The organism is Pseudomonas sp. W2Aug9 (assembly GCF_023127755.1).
In the GTDB taxonomy this organism is placed as follows: Bacteria; Pseudomonadota; Gammaproteobacteria; order Pseudomonadales; family Pseudomonadaceae; genus Aquipseudomonas; species Aquipseudomonas synxantha_A.
This window is the reverse complement of sequence record NZ_SPKL01000035.1, coordinates 164373-184568: the sequence shown is the minus strand read 5'-3', so window position 1 is coordinate 184568 and position 20196 is coordinate 164373. Positions and strand designations below refer to the sequence as shown.

Sequence of the window (20196 nt, the reverse complement as noted above, 5' to 3'; positions counted from 1 at the left end):
GGATTATGGCTATCAAGGTTTTATTGGTGGAAGACGATCGCGCCCTGCGTGAAGCATTGGCTGACACGCTGCTGTTGGCGGGCCATGACTACCGTGCGGTCGGCTCTGCCGAGGAGGCCTTGGCGGCGGTCGAGCAGGAAGCCTTCAGCCTGGTGGTCAGCGATGTGAACATGCCCGGCATGGACGGCCACCAGTTGCTCGGCCTGCTGCGTGCGCGCCAGCCGCAGCTGCCGGTGCTGCTGATGACTGCCCATGGCGCCGTGGAGCGGGCGGTGGACGCCATGCGCCAGGGTGCGGCGGATTACCTGGTCAAACCGTTCGAGCCCAAGGCGTTGATCGAGCTGGTCGCCCGACATGCCCTGGGTGTGATGTCGGCGGGCGAGGGTGACGGCCCGATAGCCTTTGAACCGGCCAGCGCGCAATTGCTGGAACTGGCAGCGCGGGTGGCGCGCAGTGATTCCACTGTGCTGATTTCCGGCGAATCCGGCACCGGTAAAGAAGTGTTGGCACGCTACATCCACCAGCAGTCCAGCCGTGCCCAGCAACCGTTCATTGCGATCAACTGTGCGGCGATCCCCGACAACATGCTCGAAGCGACGTTGTTCGGCCATGAAAAGGGCTCGTTCACCGGCGCCATCGCGGCCCAGGCCGGCAAGTTCGAACAGGCCGACGGCGGCACCATCCTGCTCGACGAAATCTCGGAAATGCCCCTGGGCCTGCAAGCCAAGTTGCTGCGTGTGTTGCAGGAGCGTGAAGTGGAGCGCGTGGGGGCACGCAAGCCGATCCAGCTGGATATCCGCGTGGTTGCCACCACCAACCGCGACCTGGCCGGCGAAGTGGCGGCGGGGCGCTTCCGGGAAGACCTGTTCTACCGCCTCTCGGTGTTCCCCCTGGCCTGGCGCCCGTTGCGCGAGCGCCCGGCGGATATCATTCCGTTGGCCGAGCGCCTGCTGAACAACCACGTCAAAAAAATGAAGCATGCCCAGGCGCGGTTATCGCCGCAGGCTCAGGCGTGCCTGGTCAGCTATCCGTGGCCGGGCAACGTGCGCGAGCTGGACAATGCCATCCAGCGTGCGCTGATTTTGCAGCAGGGCGGGTTGATCCAGCCCCAGGATTTTTGCCTGGCCATGGGCAATGGTGCTGCGCCGTTGCCCAGCCTGGCGCCAGCGCCGGTGGTTGCCGAGGCAGAATCGGCCGGTGCCCTGGGCGATGACCTGCGCCGCCGTGAATTCCAGATGATCATCGACACCCTGCGCGCTGAGCGTGGCCGCCGCAAAGAAGCGGCCGAGCGCCTCGGCATCAGCCCGCGCACCTTGCGCTACAAGCTGGCGCAGATGCGCGATGCTGGTATGGATGTGGAAGCTTATCTTTTCGCCACATGACCGGTAACAAGTTCTACAAGCTTTGTCGCCTTTTCTTACGAGTTGCTCCAGAGCTGGCACCCTTGTTGCTTCCACCCCTAGTAACCGCTGCGTAGTGTCAAAAAATTGCGGGTCGTCGGAGAGAGAAGGTCATGAGCCAGGGTATTGAGTTCAATCGGTTGATGTTGGATATGCGCGCCATGCAAATGGATGCCATGGCTCAACCGAAATCCGTCGCGCCAGCGCCGGAATTGGGCCAAAGCAGTTTTGCCGACATGCTCGGTCAGGCAATCAATAAAGTCAGTGATACCCAACAGGCCTCCAGCCAGTTGGCAACGGCGTTCGAGATCGGTAAAAGCGGCGTGGACCTCACCGATGTGATGGTCGCCTCGCAAAAGGCCAGTGTGTCCTTCCAGGCCTTGACTCAAGTGCGTAACAAGCTGGTTCAGGCTTATCAAGACATCATGCAGATGCCGGTTTAAGGACGAGATTTAAGTCATGGCAGAAGCACTCTCCGACAACCTCCCCGCCAAGGCAGACGGCAAGCCGCCGTTGTTTGGCCTGTCGTTCCTGGAAAACCTCTCGCAAATGACCATGCTGCGTCAGGTGGGCCTGATGGTCGGCCTGGCGGCCAGCGTGGCGATTGGTTTTGCCGTGGTGTTGTGGTCGCAACAACCCGATTACCGCCCACTGTACGGCAGCCTGTCGGGCATGGATTCCAAGCAGATCATGGAAACCCTCGCCGCTGCCGACATCGCTTACACCGTGGAGCCCAACTCCGGCGCCTTGCTGGTCAAGTCTGATGACGTGGCCCGTGCACGGATGAAACTGGCCGCCGCTGGCGTGGCGCCGTCCGACAGCAATATCGGTTTCGAGATTCTCGACAAGGACCAGGGCCTGGGCACCAGCCAGTTCATGGAAGCCACCCGTTATCGCCGTGGCCTGGAAGGCGAACTGGCGCGCACCATCTCCAGCCTGAATAACGTCAAGGGTGCCCGTGTGCACCTGGCGATTCCGAAAAGCTCGGTGTTCGTGCGTGACGAACGCAAGCCCAGCGCTTCGGTACTGGTCGAACTGTTTGCCGGCCGCTCCCTGGAGCCTGGCCAGGTGCTGGCGATCGTCAACCTGGTGGCCACCAGCGTTCCCGAATTGAGCAAGTCGCAAATCACCGTGGTCGATCAGAAGGGCAACCTGCTCTCCGACATGGCCGAAAACTCCGCGCTGACCCAGGCCGGCAAGCAATTCGACTACAGCCGCCGCATGGAAAGCATGCTCACCCAGCGCGTGCACAACATCCTGCAACCGGTGCTGGGCAACGACCGCTACAAGGCTGAAGTGTCCGCCGACGTAGACTTCAGCGCTGTCGAATCGACCTCCGAACAGTTCAACCCTGACCAGCCGGCCCTGCGCAGCGAGCAGTCCACCAGCGAGCAGCGCACCGCCGCCAATGGCCCGCAAGGTGTGCCGGGGGCCTTGAGCAACCAGCCACCGTCAGCCGCCTCGGCACCGCAGACCACTGGCGGCGCCGCTGCCACTGCTGGCGCGATCCAGCCTGGCCAGCCGCTGCTGGATGCCAACGGCCAGCAGATCATGGACCCGGCCACCGGCCAGCCGATGCTCGCACCGTACCCGGCGGACAAGCGTAACCAGTCCACCAAGAACTTCGAACTCGATCGCTCTATCAGCCACACCAAGCAGCAACAGGGCAAGATCAATCGCCTGTCGGTGTCGGTGGTGGTCGATGACCAGGTCAAGGTCAACCCAGCCGATGGCGCCGTGACCCGTGCGCCCTGGACCGCCGACGAATTGGCGCGCTTCACCCGCCTGGTACAGGACGCCGTCGGTTTCGACGCCAGCCGTGGCGACAGCGTCAGTGTGATCAACATGCCGTTCTCCGCCGAGCGCGCTGAAGTGATCAGCGACCCTGCGTTCTACACCCAGCCGTGGTTCTGGGACATCGTCAAGCAAGTGCTGGGGGTGTTGTTCATCCTGGTGCTGGTGTTCGGCGTGCTGCGCCCGGTGCTCAACAACATCACCGGCGGCGGCAAGAAACAGCTTGCGCTCGCAGGTGGCGACGTCGAGTTGGGTGGCATGGGCGGCCTGGATGGCGAACTGGCCAACGACCGCGTCAGCCTTGGCGGCCCGCAAAGCATCCTGTTGCCAAGCCCGAGCGAAGGCTATGACGCTCAGTTGAACGCAATCAAGAGTCTGGTGGCAGAAGACCCGGGCCGTGTGGCCCAGGTCGTGAAAGAGTGGATTAACGCTGATGAATGATCGAGCCGCTGTGGCCAAGCTCTCTCGGGTCGACAAAGCCGCCGTGTTGCTGCTGTCCCTGGGTGAAACCGACGCTGCCCAAGTGCTGCGCCACATGGGCCCCAAAGAGGTCCAGCGTGTCGGCGTGGCGATGGCGCAGATGCGCAACGTGCACCGCGAGCAAGTCGAGCAGGTGATGAGCGAGTTCGTCGAGATCGTCGGCGACCAGACCAGCCTGGGCGTCGGCTCCGACAGCTACATTCGCAAGATGCTCACCTCGGCGCTGGGCGAAGACAAGGCCAACGGCCTGATCGACCGCATCCTGCTGGGCGGCAACACCAGCGGCCTGGACAGCCTCAAGTGGATGGAACCACGTGCGGTCGCCGACGTGATCCGCTACGAACACCCGCAGATCCAGGCGATCGTGGTGGCTTACCTGGACCCGGACCAGGCCGGTGAAGTGCTTGGCCACTTCGACCACAAAGTGCGCCTGGACATCATCCTGCGCGTGTCGTCGCTCAACACCGTACAACCGGCGGCCCTCAAGGAACTCAACACGATTCTGGAGAAGCAGTTCTCCGGCAACTCGAATGCCTCGCGCACCACCCTGGGTGGCATCAAGCGCGCGGCCGACATCATGAACTTCCTCGACAGCTCGGTCGAAGGCCAGTTGATGGACTCGATCCGCGAGATCGACGACACCCTGTCCGGTCAGATCGAAGACCTGATGTTCGTCTTCAACAACCTTGCCGATGTCGACGACCGTGGCATCCAGGCGCTGTTGCGTGAAGTCTCCTCCGACGTGTTGGTGCTGGCCCTCAAGGGCTCGGACGAAAACGTCAAAGAGAAAATCTTCAAGAACATGTCCAAGCGCGCATCCGAACTGTTGCGTGACGACCTGGAAGCCAAGGGCCCGGTGCGCGTCAGCGATGTGGAAACCGCGCAGAAGGAAATCCTCACCATTGCCCGCCGTATGGCCGAAGCCGGAGAAATCGTTCTCGGCGGGAAGGGCGGCGAAGAAATGATCTAAGGCGCCTTGCATGTCGAACAAAGATGAGACGCCCAGCGATCTGATTCGCGCGCGGGATGTCGGCGGGTTCGACATCTGGTCGTTGCCCAGCTTCGACCCCCATGTGCCGGAGCCCGAGCCTGAGCCGGTCGAAGAGCTTCCGGTGGAAATGGAAGAAGTGCCGCTGGATGAAGTCCAGCCACTGACCCTCGAAGAGCTTGAAGCCATCCGCCAGGAAGCCTACAACGAAGGCTTTGCGGCGGGTGAGAAAGACGGTTTTCGCAGCACCACCCTCAAGGTCCGCCAGGAAGCCGAGGCAGCGCTGGGCACCCAGCTGGCCAGCCTGGAACGCCTGATGGGCAACCTGTTCGACCCGATTGCCGAGCAGGACACCCAACTGGAAAAATCCATGGTCGACCTGGTGCAGCACATTGCCCGCCAGGTGATCCAGCGTGAACTGGTGCTGGACTCCAGCCAGATCGAAAGCGTGATGCGTGAAGCCCTCAAGTTGCTGCCCCTGGGCGTCGGCAATGTGCGGCTGTACATCAACCCCCAGGATTTCGAGCAGGTCAAAGCCTTGCGCGAGCGCCATGAAGAAACCTGGCGCATCGTCGAGGACGCTTCGTTGCAACCCGGTGGGTGCCGTGTCGAAACCGAACACAGCCGCATCGATGCCACGGTGGAAACCCGCATCAGCCAGATCATGGCCAAATTGTTGGATCAACTGCATGAGCAAGCCCTGCATCCGGCAGCGCCTGACGTGAGCGTTGACCTGGACGCCCCCGATGCGCCTTGATCGCACCAGCTTTGCCAAGCGCCTGAGCAGCTACGCCGAGGCAACCGAATTGCCTGGCCAGCCGATCCTTGAAGGGCGCTTGTTGCGCATGGTTGGCCTGACCCTTGAAGCCGAGGGCTTGCGCGCCGCCATGGGCAGCCGCTGCCTGGTGATCAATGACGACAGCTACCACCCGGTGCAGGTCGAAGCCGAGGTGATGGGTTTTTCCGGCAGCAAGATTTTCCTGATGCCGGTGGGCAGCCTGGCCGGTATCGCCCCGGGTGCTCGCGTGGTACCGCTGGCCGACACTGGCCGCCTGCCCATGGGCATGAGTATGCTCGGCCGCGTACTCGACGGCGCCGGGCGTGCGCTGGATGGCAAGGGCGGCATGAAGGCCGAAGACTGGGTGCCGATGGACGGCCCCACCATCAACCCGCTCAACCGCAACCCCATCAGCGTGCCGCTGGACGTGGGCATTCGCAGCATCAACGGTTTATTGACGGTCGGCCGCGGCCAGCGCCTGGGCCTGTTCGCCGGTACCGGCGTGGGTAAGTCGGTGTTGCTGGGCATGATGACGCGCTTTACCGAGGCCGACATCATCGTGGTCGGGCTGATCGGTGAGCGGGGCCGTGAGGTCAAGGAGTTCATCGAGCACAGCCTTGGTGAAGAAGGGCTCAAGCGCTCGGTGGTGGTAGCGTCGCCTGCGGACGATGCGCCACTGATGCGCCTGCGCGCAGCCATGTACTGCACACGCATCGCCGAGTATTTCCGTGACAAGGGCAAGAATGTGCTGCTGCTGATGGATTCGCTCACGCGTTTCGCCCAGGCCCAGCGGGAAATCGCCTTGGCCATTGGTGAGCCACCGGCCACCAAAGGCTATCCGCCGTCGGTGTTCGCCAAACTGCCCAAGCTGGTGGAGCGCGCCGGTAATGCCGAGGCCGGCGGTGGCTCGATCACTGCGTTTTATACCGTGTTGTCCGAAGGCGACGACCAGCAAGATCCGATTGCCGACTCGGCGCGGGGCGTGCTCGACGGCCACATTGTGCTGTCGCGACGCCTGGCAGAAGAAGGGCACTACCCGGCCATCGACATCGAAGCGTCCATCAGCCGGGTGATGCCGGCGGTGGTCACCCCTGAGCATATGGCCCGTGCGCAGCAGTTCAAGCAACTGTGGTCGCGTTACCAGCAGAGCCGCGACCTGATCAGCGTCGGCGCCTATGTGGCCGGCGGCGATCGCGACACCGACCTGGCCATTGCCTTGCAACCACAGCTGGTGAACTACCTGCGCCAGGGCCTCAATGACAAGATCAGCATGGGCGAAAGCGAAGCGCATCTGCAGTCCATCTTCGCCCCCGCGCCAGGCGGTTAAGCCATGGCCAACAGCCGCGCCGCGCGCCTGGCCCCGGTGGTGGAAATGGCCGAAAAGGCCGAGAAAACCGCCGTGCAACGCCTGGGTTACTTTCAAGGCCAGGTGCGCCTGGCAGAGAGCAAGCTGGGCGACCTGGAACGCTTTCGCCTGGAGTACCAACAACAGTGGATCGAGCGCGGCAGCAAGGGCGTATCGGGCCAGTGGTTGATGGGGTATCAGGGCTTTCTCAATCAGCTTGAAACAGCCGTCGGCCAACAGCGCCAGAGCCTGGCCTGGCACCAGAACAACCTCGATAAAGCCCGGGAAAGCTGGCAGCAGGCGTTTGCCCGCGTGGAAGGTTTGCGCAAGCTGGTGCAGCGCTATATCGACGAAGCGCGGGCGATTGAAGATAAGCGCGAGCAAAAGCTGCTTGATGAATTGTCCCAACGCCTGCCCCGCCAGGAACAATTCTAACCAGCGACGCAGGATAGATGTGTTGCTCAGATCCGGTTCGCCTGCTAAACCTTGTTGCACAGTGCCAATGACAAGGAAGCAGTCACATGTCAATCGAGTCCGATGTATCCCTGGATGGGAAGAAGTTGACGATCGCAATCAAGGGCCGGTTCGATTTCGGCAGCCACCAAGACTTTCGCAATGTCTACGAGCATGTTTACCCCAAGCCGGAGACTGTTGTGGTGGACTTGAGGAGGACCACCTACATGGACAGTTCGGCCCTGGGCATGCTCTTGTTGCTGCGTGACCACACGGGTGGCGATACGTCCGATATTCGCGTGGTTAATAGCAACCCCGACGTGCGCAAGATCCTCGCCATTTCCAACTTCGACAAACTGTTCGATATCAGTTGAGCGCCTTGGCCCCGGTCCTTGAGGCGCTGACTATCCTGATCGCCGAAGACAGCGCCGCCGATCGGCTGTTGCTGTCGACCATCATCCGCCGCCAGGGCCATCAGGTGCTGACTGCCAGCAACGGTGCCGAGGCGGTGGAGATCTTCCGTCATGAGCGCCCGCAACTGGTGCTGATGGATGCGCTGATGCCGGTGATGGACGGCTTTGAAGCCGCCCGGCAGATCAAGCAGTTGGCGGGGGAGGCGCTGGTGCCGATCATCTTCCTCACCTCCCTGCGCGAAAGCGAAGCGCTGGCCCAATGCCTGGACGCCGGCGGCGACGACTTCTTGCCCAAACCTTACAACCCCCTGATATTGGCGGCGAAGATCAACGCCATGGATCGCCTGCGCCGCCTGCAGGCCACGGTCTTGCAACAACGCGACCTGATCGCCAGGCACCACGAGCACCTGATGCATGAGCAGCGGGCAGCCAAGGCGGTGTTCGACAAGGTTGCCCACTCCGGCTGTATCAATGCCGCACCCAATATCCGCTACCTGCAATCGCCCTATGCCTTGTTCAACGGTGATTTGCTGCTGGCGGCCTACACGCCGTCCGGTGACATGCACGTGCTGCTCGGCGATTTCACCGGCCATGGCTTGCCGGCCGCCATTGGCGCCATGCCGTTGGCCGAAGTGTTCTACGGCATGACTGCCAAGGGCTACGGCCTTACGCAGACCTTGCGGGAGATGAACGCCAAGCTCAAGCGCATCCTGCCGGTGGACATGTTCTGTTGCGCCACCTTGTTGTGCCTGAGCGCCCAGCGGCGTGCGGTCGAGGTGTGGAACGGCGGTATGCCCGAAGGCTATGTGCATGAAGTCGCCACTGGCAAGCGCACGCCGCTGATGTCGCGGCATCTGCCCCTGGGCGTGCTGTCGGCGGAAAGCTTTGATGACAGCACCGAGGTCTGGCCCATGGCCTTGGGCGACCGGGTGTTTCTGCTCTCCGATGGCGTGCTGGATACGGCTGACACCAATGATCAACTGTTCGGCGCCGAGCGGTTGCAACAGGTGTTCGCTGCCAACCGCGAGCCTGACCGCCTGTTTGAGGATATCGAGCACGCCCTGGCTACGTTTCGGGGGCTGGCGCGCGATGACGTCAGCATGGTCGAGATCACTCTGCTCTCCGACCAGGCGCTGCGAGTGGCCGAGCCGATGTATGCCGACAGCGGCCAGTCGTGCCCGCTGGATTGGTCGGTGGGTTTCGAGTTTCGCGCCCAGACGCTGCAGCGCTACAATCCGCTGCCGTACCTGCTGCAACTGCTGCTGGAGATCCATGGGTTGCGCGAGCAGAGCGGCGCGCTGTACAGCGTGATGGCGGAGTTGTATTCCAATGCCCTGGAACATGGTGTGCTGGGCCTGGACTCACGGCTCAAGCGCGATGCGCAAGGTTTTGCGCAGTATTATCATCAGCGCAATGAGCGTCTGGCGCAGCTGAGCAGTGGCTACGTGCGCGTGGATGTGCAGGTGGTACCGACCGATAAGGGCGGCAAGATGACCCTGTGCATCGAAGACAGCGGGCCGGGTTTTGATGTCGAACAGGAGCTGGCGCGGCCCTTGGAAGTTGACCGTCTGTCTGGCCGAGGGCTGAACCTGGTGCGTCAACTGAGCAGCGCTGTACGCTGGTCCGAGGGCGGGCGCCGTGTCTGCGTGGAGTTTTGCTGGGAAGCTCTGGCATAATCCGCTGATTCTTGATCAAGGAGCGAGCAAGTGGCTGAGATTCATCTGGACCCCGACGTGTTGTCGGGTTTGCAGGACGTCATGGAGGGTGAGTATCCCAAACTGCTCGACACCTTCCTCGATGACTCGCAAAAGCGCATCGAAGCGCTGCGCGACGCGCGCGACGATGCCAAGGCATTGGGACAGATTGCGCACAGTTTCAAAGGCAGCAGTGGCCACCTTGGGGCGGTGCGGCTGGCGCAGCTGTGTCAGCGCCTGGAGGCTGAGTCCGTCAAGCCATCATCGGATCTGGGCGAATTGGTTGACCAGATCGATCATGAGTTCGCGTTGGTCCGGCCGCTGTATGAGTCGGAGCGCCAACGTTCAGTTTCTGAATCATCGCGCTAAACCTGGCCCGACTCTTGCTCTATCTCCACAGACTGCATCCCCGACCCCATGCAGTGGAGAACCTTACCCATGCCAGTCGCCCCCAATTCGCTCCTTCAGGCTGCCCCTGCGGCCAAGCCGTCAGCGCCTGCCGCTAACCCGCCGGTAGCGGTTGCGGCCCCGCGAGACAAGGGCGCAGGCTTTGCTCAAGTGTTTGCCAACCAGGGCGCCAAGCCGACGCTGAAGGGCGACGACACCCCCAATAAGGTCACGCGTGACAAGCCTTCCGATACCGGCGCCAAACCGGCTGCCGGCAGCGACAAGCCTGCCGCCAGCAAGCCGGCGGTTGCCGATAGCGGCAATCCCTTGCCTGCCAAGCCGTCGGCCAAGCCCGATGACAGCGCCGGCACCGAGGGCGATAAACCCAGCGATCCAGTTCTGGCGCAGTCACCTGCGGTAGACCCTGTTGTCGACCCTGCGGTAATCGCCGCCGCGACGCCGGTGGCGGTGCCTGTACAAGTGTCGGCGGTTGACGAGGACGCCAAGGCCCAGCCGGTGGTCGCTGTGGTCGAGGAGGCCTTCGACCCGCAGGCTGATCCCCTGGATGCGATGCCGGCCGTACGCCTGGCGATGGAGCAGGGCGGTCATGTGTCGGCCAGCAGCCAGACGCCGCAGAAAAGCGCAGCCGCCCCTACGGATCAACCGACCGCCGCGCAGAGCTTTGCCGCTGGCCTGGCCACGATGGTCGACCAGCAAGCCACCAAGGACAGCACCGACCAGGGTGGCGACAAGGCGTTTGGCGCGTTGATCGATGACGGCCTCAAGGACCTCAAGAACGCCAGCAGCGACACCCGCGTGGACGATTTCGCCAACCGCCTCGCCGCGCTGACCCAGGCCGCCACGCCCAAAACCGCCAACGCCTTGCCGCCGGTTGCCAATGCACCGCTGGCCATGCACCAGAGCGGCTGGACCGAAGAGGTCGTCAACCGCGTGATGTACCTCTCCAGCGCCAACCTCAAGTCGGCCGAGATCCAGTTGCAGCCGGCTGAGCTGGGACGTCTGGATATCAAGGTCAACATGACGGCGGACCAGCAGGCCCAGGTCAATTTCATGAGCGGCCATGCGGTGGTGCGTGAAGCGCTGGAAAGCCAGTCTGGCCGCTTGCGTGAGATGTTTGCCCAGCAGGGGATGGGGCAGGTGGATGTGAATGTGTCCGACCAGTCCCGTGGGCAGGACCAGCAGCAACAGCAGGGCCAGGCGCGGGGGGTGAGCGGCAGCGGCAGGCGTGCTGACAGCGGCGACGCTGGTGGCCCTGTGGACTTGGCCGAAGTGGCGGGGCCCGTGAGCCAGAGCGTGATCGGCTCCAGCGCGGTCGACTACTACGCCTGACTTCCTGTCCAAACCCGGTCAGTGTGGGAGCTGGCTTGCCTGCGATGGCGGTGTATCAGTGACACATATGTGAACTGACCCACCGCCATCGCAGGCAAGCCAGCTCCCACATTTTATTTGGGTTGCCTTCGCGCCAGACAACTCTGGCATAACACTTGCTCTTGCCTTCCCGTAGATCTATGAATTCCCGAATAGTGACGGATTATTGGCATGGCGAAGAGCGACGACGCAGCAACTCCCCCCGCAGCAGGCAAAGGCAAGCTCAAGCTGATCCTGTTGATTGTGCTGGGCCTGCTTTTGGCTATCGGTGCCTCGATTGGCGGCACCTGGTACATCATGCACAGCAGTGCAAGCAAGCCGGCACCCGCCGCCGATGCCGCCACCAACGTCAAGCAACCGGCAATCTTCGAGCAGATGCTCCCGGCGTTTGTTGCCAATTACAACGTCAACGGTCGCCAGCGCTACCTGCAAGTGAGCATTACCTTGCTGGCGCGCAACCAGGCGGACCTGGATGCCCTCAAGGTGCATATGCCGGTGATCCGCAACAACCTGGTGATGCTGTTCTCCGGGCAGGCCTTCGACAGCCTGGCCACCCCGGTCGGCCAGGAAATGCTACGCCAGAAGGTCACTGCCAGCGTGCAGGAAGTGGCCCAGAAAGAACTCGGCAAAGTCGTGGTCGAGCAGGCGCTCTTCACTAACTTCGTATTGCAGTAGGATCACGACATGGCCGTGCAAGACCTGCTGTCCCAGGATGAAATCGACGCGCTGTTGCACGGCGTGGACGATGGTCTGGTACAGACCGAAATGGCTGCCGAACCCGGCAGCGTCAAAAGTTATGACCTGACCAGCCAGGATCGCATCGTCCGTGGACGTATGCCGACCCTGGAAATGATCAATGAACGTTTCGCCCGCTACACCCGTATCAGCATGTTCAACATGCTGCGCCGTTCGGCGGACGTGGCGGTGGGCGGCGTGCAGGTGATGAAGTTCGGTGAATACGTGCACTCGCTGTACGTGCCCACCAGCCTCAACCTGGTCAAGATCAAGCCGCTGCGCGGCACCGCGCTGTTCATCCTCGACGCCAAACTGGTGTTCAAGCTGGTGGACAACTTCTTCGGCGGCGACGGCCGTCACGCCAAGATCGAAGGGCGTGAATTCACCCCCACCGAACTGCGTGTCGTGCGCATGGTGCTGGAGCAAGCCTTCATCGACTTGAAGGAAGCGTGGCAAGCGATCATGGAAGTCAATTTCGAGTACATCAACTCGGAAGTGAACCCAGCCATGGCCAACATCGTCGGCCCCAGCGAGGCGATTGTGGTGTCGACCTTCCACATCGAGCTCGATGGCGGTGGCGGTGACCTGCACGTGACCATGCCGTACTCGATGATCGAGCCGGTGCGCGAAATGCTCGACGCCGGTTTCCAGTCCGACCTCGACGACCAGGACGAGCGCTGGGTCAAGGCCCTGCGCGAAGACCTGCTGGACGTCGACGTGCCCCTGAGCGCCACCGTGGCCCGTCGGCAGTTGCGCCTGCGCGATATTTTGCACATGCAGCCCGGGGATGTGATCCCTGTCGACCTGCCGGAAGAACTGATCATGCGCGCCAATGGCGTGCCGTCGTTCAAGGTCAAGCTCGGTTCCCACAAAGGCAACCTGGCGTTGCAAGTGGTTGAGCCGATCAACCGACGCTGATTCAACCCTAATTCATGATTGTTTGCTGCGCCGAGGACATGTAATGGCTACCGAACACGAAAACACTTCCGCCGAAGACCAGGCCCTGGCTGACGAGTGGGCCGCGGCCCTGGAAGAAACCGGCGATGTCGGCCAGGACGACATCGACGCACTGCTGGCCGCCGACGCCGCCACTGCGCCTGCCGGCAAGCGCCTGCCGATGGAAGAATTTGGCAGCGTGCCGAAGAACAATGAGCCGGTGACCCTCGACGGTCCGAACCTGGATGTGATTCTTGACATCCCCGTGTCGATTTCCATGGAAGTGGGCAGCACCGAAATCAATATCCGCAACTTGCTGCAACTCAACCAGGGCTCGGTGATCGAGTTGGACCGCCTGGCCGGTGAGCCACTGGACGTGCTGGTCAACGGCACGCTGATCGCCCACGGCGAAGTGGTGGTGGTCAATGAGAAGTTCGGCATCCGCCTGACGGACGTGATCAGCCCGAGCGAACGCATCAAGAAGTTGCGCTGAGATGAAGTACTCGATGGCGGGACTGTTGCTGGCGCTGCCATTGAGCGCCCGGGCGGTGGAGCCGGTCGCGCAAGCGGCTGCGGCACCGGTGGTCGGCAGCGTCGGCGGGCAATTGACGCAGCTGGTGCTGGGCCTGTTGCTGGTGATCGGCTTGATCTTTGTGCTGGCCTGGCTGATGCGCCGCGTACAGCGCATCGGCCCGGGCAATGGCCAGGTGATCGAGCTGGTCGGTTCGCGCGCCCTCGGCCCGCGTGATCGGCTGGTGCTGGTGCAAGTCGGCGAGGAGCAGATCCTGCTTGGCATCACCCCCGGACGCATCACCCCGCTGCATGTACTCAAGACTCCGGTGGACGCGGCCAAGACCGAGACCGCCACGCCAGAATTCGCCCAGCGCCTGATGGAGTTGCTGGGCAAGGATCAGAAGGATAAGAAGTAATGCGCGTTTTGCTGACGCTCATGCTGTTGCTGGCCGCGCCGCTGGCCCTGGGCGCCGACCCGTTGTCGATCCCGGCGATCACCCTGGGCACCAACGCGGCCGGCGCGCAGGAATATTCGGTCAGTTTGCAGATCCTGCTGATCATGACCGCGCTGAGTTTTATCCCGGCCTTCGTGATGTTGATGACCAGCTTTACGCGGATCATCATCGTGTTCTCGATCCTGCGCCAGGCCCTGGGCCTGCAACAGACGCCGTCGAACCAGATCCTCACCGGCATGGCCTTGTTCCTGACGCTGTTCATCATGGCGCCGGTGTTCGACAAGGTGAACCAGCAAGCCCTGCAACCTTACCTCGCGGAAAAACTCAACGCCCAGGACGCCATCGACAAAGCCCAGGGCCCGATCAAAGACTTCATGTTGTCGCAAACCCGCTCCAGCGACCTTGAACTGTTCATGCGCCTGTCCAAGCGTACCGACATCGCCACTCCGGACCAGGCACCGTTGACCATTCTGGTGCCGGCGTTCGTCACCTCCGAATTGAAGACCGCGTTCCAGATCGGCTTCATGATCTTTATCCCGTTTTTGATCATCGACCTGGTGGTGGCGAGCGTGCTGATGGCCATGGGTATGATGATGCTGTCGCCGTTGATCATCTCGTTGCCGTTCAAGATCATGCTGTTTGTGCTGGTGGACGGTTGGGCGCTGATTATTGGCACCCTGGCCGGCAGTTTCGGAGGGATATAGGGCCATGACCCCAGAAGTCGCCGTCGACCTGTTCCGAGAAGCGCTGTGGCTGACCACCCTGATGGTCGCCGTGCTGGTGGTGCCGAGCCTGTTGGTCGGCCTGCTGGTGGCGATGTTCCAGGCGGCCACCCAGATCAACGAACAAACCCTGAGCTTCCTGCCGCGTCTGCTGGTGATGCTGGTGACCCTGATCGTCGCCGGCCCTTGGCTGGTGCAAACTTTCATGGAATACATCCTGCAGTTGTACGGCAGTATTCCGCAGTTGATCGGCTGAGCCGATGCAGTCCTTGCTGGCGTTGACCGACACTCAGATCAGCACCTGGGTGGCCTCGTTTATCCTGCCGTTGTTCCGCGTCACGGCGATGTTGATGGCCATGCCGGTGTTCGGCACCACCCTGGTTCCGCGTCGCGTGCGTTTGTACTTTGCCGTGGCGATCACCGTGGTGATTGTGCCGGGCCTGCCATCGATGCCGCCGGTCAACGCGCTGGACCTCAGCGCCTTGCTGTTGATCGCCGAACAGATCCTGATCGGCGCCATGCTCGGGTTTTCCCTGACCCTGTTTTTCCAGGCTTTCGTGGTGGCCGGGCAAATCATCTCGATCCAGATGGGCATGGGCTTCGCGTCCATGGTCGACCCCACCAACGGCGTGTCGGCGGCAGTGATCGGGCAATTTCTGACCATGCTGGTGACCTTGCTGTTCTTGGCCATGAACGGACACCTGGTGGCGTTCGAGGTGCTGACCGAGAGTTTCACCACCTTGCCGGTGGGCGCAGGCTTGGTGGTCAACCACTTCTGGGAACTGGTGGGGCGCCTCGGTTGGGTACTCGGCGCGGCGCTGTTGCTGGTGTTACCGGCGATCACGGCGCTGCTGGTGGTCAATATCGCGTTTGGGGTGATGACCCGTGCGGCGCCGCAACTGAACATCTTCTCGATTGGTTTCCCCCTGACCCTGGTGTTGGGCATGGGGATTTTCTGGGTCGGCCTGGCCGACATTCTCAATCAGTATCAACCGCTGGCTACCGACGCCTTGCAGTTCTTACGTGATCTGGCACGGGCGCGCTGAGCCATGGCCGAGAGCGAGAGTGGTCAGGACAAAACAGAAGACCCCACGGAGAAACGTAAAAAGGACTCCAGGGAAAAGGGCGAAATCGCGCGCTCCAAAGAGCTCAACACCTTTGCCACCATGATCGCCGGTGCCGGTGCCTTGCTGATCTACGGCGGGGGCCTGGCGCTGGACTTGCTGGAGATGATGAAACACAACTTCAGCTTGCCTCGCGAAGTGTTGCTCAACCCCGACGCCATGGGCCAGTACCTGCTGCACTCAGGCAAAATCGCCCTATTGGCGGTGCAACCGATCTTGATCACCTTGCTGCTCGCCGCGCTGATCGGCCCCGTTGCCCTCGGCGGCTGGTTGTTCGCTGCGGGCAGCATGGCGCCCAAGTTCAGCCGCATGAACCCGGGCGCGGGGCTCAAGCGCATGTTCTCCGCCAAGGCCTTGATTGAATTGCTCAAGGCCCTGGCCAAGTTTTTCCTGATTCTGTTCGTGGCGCTGGCGGTGTTGTCGTCTGACATCGACGATTTGCAGCGCATTGCCCATGAGCCACTGGAGTCGGCGATCATCCACAGTGTGCAGGTGGTGGGCTGGAGCGCCTTGTGGATGGCCCTCGGCCTGATCCTGATTGCCGCCGTGGATGCGCCGATCCAGCTGTGGGAAAGCCACAAGAAACTGCTGATGACCAAGCAGGAAGTGCGTGACGAACACAAGGATCAAGAAGGGCGCCCAGAGGTCAAGCAACGCATTCGCCAACTGCAGCGCGAAATGTCCCAGCGCAAGATGATGGCTTCGGTACCCGACGCCGACGTGATCATCACCAACCCGACCCACTACGCCGTGGCCCTCAAGTACGACCCGGAGAAGGGTGGCGCACCGATGCTGTTGGCCAAGGGCAGCGACTTCACCGCCCTGAAAATCCGCGAAATCGCCGTGGCCAACGACATTCTGCTGCTGGAATCGCCGGCGCTGGCGCGCTCGATTTTCTATTCCACCGACCTCGACCAGGAAATCCCCGCCGGGTTGTACCTGGCCGTTGCACAGGTACTGGCCTACGTTTACCAAATCCGCCAATACCGCGCCGGCAAGGGCAAGCGGCCTGATCCGCTCAAGGATTTGCCGATACCGCCGGATTTGCGTCGCGACACCTGATTCTTCTCTGACCTGTCAACTTTGACAGTAGCCATTACGCCGCCTTCACTGTTTGATACAGCGATGAGGCGCGCAGCCATGCGCGGCTCGGGAGGCGGTGATGGATAGGGGCACGGTCAGGTGGTTCGATGCGGTCAAGGGCATTGGTTTTATTGCTCGGGATCGCGATGGCAATGCGGTTGCCGTCCAATCGACGAATGTCAAATGCGCCGAACCCCCGCAAGCGCCTGCCGAGCAGCGCAAACTCCGCAAACGCAAAAAGTCAGGGGATGCATGATCCGCAACATTGCCATGCCTACACTCACTGGAAGCCCGCGTCTACCTGTCAACTTTGACAGTAGCCAAAGGGCGTTGCCCGCTGTTTTATTACCCTCCATGCACTGCGCGTATGTAGTAAACGAGATGCAGGGAGAGCGGTTGTGAAGGTGGTTACGGGTACGGTCAGGTATTACGTCTGGCTCAGAGGCGATTGGTTGATCAAGCCCGATGGCGGGGGAGAGGATGTGTTTATCAATGGCAGAGACTGGCGTTGCACTGCGCTGTGGTTTGGCAAGCGCATGGAGTTCCAAATGGTCCATCGACCCGAGGGTATTTATGCGTTGCCCGTCAAACTGTGCAACCCAGGTGAACCGGGTCTCAAGTGAAGTGTAGGGAGAATGGCAATGGCAACTGGCACGGTGAAGTGGTTTAACGCGGAGAAGGGGTTTGGTTTTATTACCCAAGATGATGGAGGGCCCGATGTGTTTGCCCATTACTCGGCAATTGCGACGGCTGGGTACAAAAGCCTGGAGGAGAATCAAAAAGTAGAGTTTGACATCACGCAAGGTCCAAAAGGCCCACAGGCTGAGAATATACGGCCAGTTTAGAAACTGAATCACAGGTGGGAGCTGGCTTGCCTGCGATGGCTGACTCACAGCCAATATCCCAGTGGCTGACACACCGCAATCGCAGGCAAGCCAGCTCCCACCCTTGTCCGTATTATCCGCTGCTTGCTTTGCCCGCCATTGTGGCGCCAAGGTGCAGGCGATCAGCCAGTAATTGCGCCAGTTCGATCAACTGCGCAACACCAGTGGTGTACGGAGACTAGAGAGCCGGTTTCCTAGGGGCAACCCCAAATCCTTGTCAGAAATTTCCTCGATAGCCCCGGCTGTACACAGATCAAATGTGGGAGGGGGCTTGCTCCCGATAGCGGTGAATCAGCCAAACATCAGTGCCTGACACTCAGCAATCGGGAGCAAGCCCCCTCCCACATTTGGATTGATTTACACCCGGTGGCCCGGGGTGTTTGTGAGGTTCTCCGGGCCCAAAAGCAAAGTTGGAAGGCTTCTTGCAACCCCGCCTCCAAGTCGCCTCCCAGCGTCAAAACTTTGCTTCAAGGACACGAGGAATACCGGTGGTAGATCGCTCTCAAATGCTCAACACGGCCCGTGGCACCCTGACTGACCTGTCGCGGGGCAATCTGGGTGTGCCGTTGTTGTTGCTGGTGATGCTGGCAATGATGATGTTGCCGATGCCGCCGTTCCTGCTCGATGTGTTCTTCACCTTCAACATTGCCCTGTCTGTCGTCGTGCTGCTGGTCTGCGTGTACGCGCTGCGGCCGCTGGATTTCGCGGTATTCCCGACCATTCTGCTGGTGGCGACCCTGCTGCGCCTGGCGCTGAACGTGGCGTCCACGCGGGTGGTGATGCTTCACGGCCAGGACGGCCATGCCGCTGCCGGTAAGGTGATCCAGGCGTTCGGCGAGGTGGTGATCGGCGGCAACTACGTGGTCGGTATCGTCGTGTTCGCGATCCTGATGATCATCAACTTCGTGGTGGTGACCAAGGGCGCCGGGCGGATTTCCGAGGTGAGCGCGCGGTTTACCCTCGACGCCATGCCCGGCAAACAGATGGCCATCGACGCCGACCTAAACGCCGGCCTGATCGACCAGAACCAGGCCAAGTCACGCCGGGCGGAAGTCGCCCAGGAAGCCGAGTTCTACGGCTCCATGGACGGTGCCAGCAAATTTGTGCGCGGTGACGCCATCGCCGGCCTGCTGATTCTGTTTATCAACCTGATCGGCGGCATGGCCGTCGGTATCTTCCAGCACGGCATGACCTTCGGCGATGCGGGCAAGGTGTACGCCTTGCTGACCATCGGTGACGGTTTAGTGGCGCAATTGCCATCACTGTTGTTATCGACAGCTGCGGCCATCATGGTTACCCGCGCTTCGGGCTCCGAAGACATGGGCAAGCAGATCAGCCGCCAGATGTTCGCCTCGCCCAAGGCCCTGGCCGTGGCGGCGGGCATCATGGCGATCATGGGCATCGTGCCGGGTATGCCCCACTTCTCGTTCCTGAGCATGGCGGCCCTGGCCGGCGGCGCAGCTTACCTGTTCTGGAAAAAGCAGAACGCGGTCAAGGTCCAGGCCCAGCAAGAGATTGCCCGCCAGCAGGATCTGCTGCCATCCCCGGCCCGCGCCCAGGAAACCAAGGAGCTGGGCTGGGACGATGTGACCCCGATCGACATGATCGGCCTGGAAGTCGGCTACCGCCTGATCCCGCTGGTGGACCGCAACCAGGGCGGGCAATTGCTGGCGCGGATCAAGGGCGTGCGCAAGAAGCTGTCCCAGGACCTGGGCTTCTTGATGCCCACCGTGCATATCCGCGACAACCTCGACCTGGCCCCCAGTGCCTACCGCCTGACCCTGATGGGCGTGATCCTGGCCGAAGCCGAGATCTACCCGGATCGCGAGCTGGCGATCAACCCCGGGCAGGTGTTCGGCACGCTCAACGGCATTACCGCCAAAGATCCGGCTTTTGGCCTGGAAGCGGTGTGGATCGAAGTCAGCCAGCGCAGTCAGGCTCAATCGCTGGGTTACACCGTGGTGGATGCCAGCACCGTGGTTGCCACGCACCTCAACCAGATTCTCTACAAGCACTCCCACGAGCTGATCGGTCATGAGGAAGTCCAGCAATTGATGGGCTTGCTGGCCAAATCCTCACCGAAACTGGCCGAAGAGCTGGTGCCGGGTGTCCTGACACTGTCGCAGTTGCTCAAGGTGCTGCAAGCGCTGTTGGCCGAGCAGGTGCCGGTACGTGACATTCGCAGCATTGCCGAGGCCATCGCCAACAATGCCGCCAAGAGTCAAGATACTGCCGCTCTGGTGGCGGCGGTGCGCGTCGGATTGTCCCGTGCAATCGTGCAAAGCATTGTAGGCATTGAGTCCGAGCTGCCTGTGATCACCCTGGAACCCAGGTTGGAACAAATATTGCTCAATAGTATTCAGAAGGCAGGGCAAGGCCAGGAAGAGGGCGTTTTGCTGGAGCCGAGCATGGCTGAAAAGCTGCAGCGTTCGTTGATCGACGCCGCACAGCGCCAGGAAATGCAAGGCAACCCGGTGATCCTGCTGGTGGCCGGCCCGGTTCGGGCGATGTTGTCGCGGTTTGGACGCCTGGCTGTACCGAATTTGCACGTGTTGGCTTACCAGGAAATTCCTGACAATAAGCAAGTGACTATCGTCGCGACAGTTGGGCCCAATGGCTGAGG

Annotated in this window: 22 protein-coding genes; all 22 read left to right on the top strand. The window is 61.5% G+C overall.

Going from position 1 to position 20196, the window contains the following annotated elements:
• Positions 1–5 precede the first annotated feature (5 nt).
• The 22 genes from E3O56_RS21570 to flhA all read left to right on the top strand — a co-directional run bounded on the left by E3O56_RS21570 (position 6) and on the right by flhA (position 20194).
• Positions 6–1382 carry a sigma-54 dependent transcriptional regulator gene (locus tag E3O56_RS21570; RefSeq protein WP_032880060.1) on the top strand — a complete coding sequence of 459 codons (1377 nt, stop codon included), beginning with the start codon at positions 6–8 and terminating at the stop codon, positions 1380–1382.
• A gap of 131 nt (positions 1383–1513) precedes the next feature.
• The gene (fliE, locus tag E3O56_RS21565; RefSeq protein WP_005790083.1) at positions 1514–1843 is read left to right on the top strand and encodes a flagellar hook-basal body complex protein FliE; all 330 of its coding nucleotides are present in this window, start codon (positions 1514–1516) and stop codon (positions 1841–1843) included.
• Positions 1844–1859: 16 nt separating this feature from the next.
• Entirely contained in the window at positions 1860–3635 is a 1776-nt protein-coding gene (fliF, locus tag E3O56_RS21560; RefSeq protein ID WP_032880061.1) for a flagellar basal-body MS-ring/collar protein FliF, read from the top strand.
• On the top strand, positions 3628–4644 hold the full coding sequence (fliG, locus tag E3O56_RS21555; protein ID WP_003192957.1) for a flagellar motor switch protein FliG: 1017 nt from the start codon (positions 3628–3630) through the stop codon (positions 4642–4644). Before fliF ends, fliG begins: the two co-directional genes overlap by 8 nt.
• A gap of 10 nt (positions 4645–4654) precedes the next feature.
• Positions 4655–5419, top strand: coding sequence for a flagellar assembly protein FliH (fliH, locus tag E3O56_RS21550; RefSeq protein ID WP_032880062.1), 765 nt, complete (start codon positions 4655–4657; stop codon positions 5417–5419).
• Positions 5409–6767 carry a flagellar protein export ATPase FliI gene (fliI, locus tag E3O56_RS21545; protein ID WP_194438866.1) on the top strand — a complete coding sequence of 453 codons (1359 nt, stop codon included), beginning with the start codon at positions 5409–5411 and terminating at the stop codon, positions 6765–6767. Before fliH ends, fliI begins: the two co-directional genes overlap by 11 nt.
• A gap of 3 nt (positions 6768–6770) precedes the next feature.
• Positions 6771–7220 carry a flagellar export protein FliJ gene (gene fliJ / locus E3O56_RS21540; RefSeq protein WP_005790077.1) on the top strand — a complete coding sequence of 150 codons (450 nt, stop codon included), beginning with the start codon at positions 6771–6773 and terminating at the stop codon, positions 7218–7220.
• A gap of 86 nt (positions 7221–7306) precedes the next feature.
• Positions 7307–7612 (top strand): STAS domain-containing protein, encoded by a 306-nt coding sequence (locus E3O56_RS21535; protein WP_103733684.1) that lies wholly within the window; start codon positions 7307–7309, stop codon positions 7610–7612.
• Complete coding sequence (locus E3O56_RS21530; RefSeq protein ID WP_248128969.1) at positions 7609–9327, top strand: fused response regulator/phosphatase; 1719 nt, start codon at positions 7609–7611, stop codon at positions 9325–9327. Before E3O56_RS21535 ends, E3O56_RS21530 begins: the two co-directional genes overlap by 4 nt.
• A 30-nt stretch (positions 9328–9357) precedes the next feature.
• On the top strand, positions 9358–9714 hold the full coding sequence (locus E3O56_RS21525; RefSeq protein WP_032880065.1) for an Hpt domain-containing protein: 357 nt from the start codon (positions 9358–9360) through the stop codon (positions 9712–9714).
• Positions 9715–9783: 69 nt separating this feature from the next.
• Positions 9784–11082, top strand: a complete 1299-nt coding sequence (locus E3O56_RS21520) for a flagellar hook-length control protein FliK (protein ID WP_228308795.1) — start codon at positions 9784–9786, stop codon at positions 11080–11082.
• A gap of 210 nt (positions 11083–11292) precedes the next feature.
• A complete protein-coding gene (fliL, locus tag E3O56_RS21515) occupies positions 11293–11796 on the top strand; it encodes a flagellar basal body-associated protein FliL (protein WP_005790069.1) in 504 nt (167 codons plus the stop codon).
• Between the two features lie 9 nt (positions 11797–11805).
• Positions 11806–12774: a flagellar motor switch protein FliM gene (fliM, locus tag E3O56_RS21510; RefSeq protein WP_005790068.1), complete on the top strand. Its 969-nt coding sequence runs from the start codon at positions 11806–11808 to the stop codon at positions 12772–12774.
• A 43-nt stretch (positions 12775–12817) separates the two neighbouring features.
• Positions 12818–13285, top strand: a complete 468-nt coding sequence (gene fliN / locus E3O56_RS21505; RefSeq protein WP_005790067.1) for a flagellar motor switch protein FliN — start codon at positions 12818–12820, stop codon at positions 13283–13285.
• Position 13286: 1 nt separating this feature from the next.
• Positions 13287–13721 carry a flagellar biosynthetic protein FliO gene (fliO, locus tag E3O56_RS21500; protein WP_148852731.1) on the top strand — a complete coding sequence of 145 codons (435 nt, stop codon included), beginning with the start codon at positions 13287–13289 and terminating at the stop codon, positions 13719–13721.
• The gene (gene fliP, locus E3O56_RS21495) at positions 13721–14464 is read left to right on the top strand and encodes a flagellar type III secretion system pore protein FliP (RefSeq protein ID WP_103733688.1); all 744 of its coding nucleotides are present in this window, start codon (positions 13721–13723) and stop codon (positions 14462–14464) included. The genes fliO and fliP overlap by 1 nt, the downstream gene beginning before the upstream one ends.
• Before the next feature lie 4 nt (positions 14465–14468).
• Positions 14469–14738, top strand: a complete 270-nt coding sequence (gene fliQ, locus E3O56_RS21490) for a flagellar biosynthesis protein FliQ (protein ID WP_003192936.1) — start codon at positions 14469–14471, stop codon at positions 14736–14738.
• A gap of 4 nt (positions 14739–14742) precedes the next feature.
• Positions 14743–15528 carry a flagellar biosynthetic protein FliR gene (fliR, locus tag E3O56_RS21485; RefSeq protein ID WP_248128968.1) on the top strand — a complete coding sequence of 262 codons (786 nt, stop codon included), beginning with the start codon at positions 14743–14745 and terminating at the stop codon, positions 15526–15528.
• A gap of 3 nt (positions 15529–15531) precedes the next feature.
• Complete coding sequence (gene flhB, locus E3O56_RS21480; RefSeq protein ID WP_228308792.1) at positions 15532–16668, top strand: flagellar biosynthesis protein FlhB; 1137 nt, start codon at positions 15532–15534, stop codon at positions 16666–16668.
• Between the two features lie 419 nt (positions 16669–17087).
• Positions 17088–17312: a hypothetical protein gene (locus E3O56_RS21475; protein ID WP_032880067.1), complete on the top strand. Its 225-nt coding sequence runs from the start codon at positions 17088–17090 to the stop codon at positions 17310–17312.
• 18 nt (positions 17313–17330) lie between these two features.
• Entirely contained in the window at positions 17331–17534 is a 204-nt protein-coding gene (locus E3O56_RS21470) for a cold-shock protein (protein WP_032880068.1), read from the top strand.
• A 545-nt stretch (positions 17535–18079) separates the two neighbouring features.
• Positions 18080–20194 carry a flagellar biosynthesis protein FlhA gene (flhA, locus tag E3O56_RS21465; RefSeq protein ID WP_032880069.1) on the top strand — a complete coding sequence of 705 codons (2115 nt, stop codon included), beginning with the start codon at positions 18080–18082 and terminating at the stop codon, positions 20192–20194.
• The last annotated feature ends 2 nt before the right edge of the window (positions 20195–20196 follow it).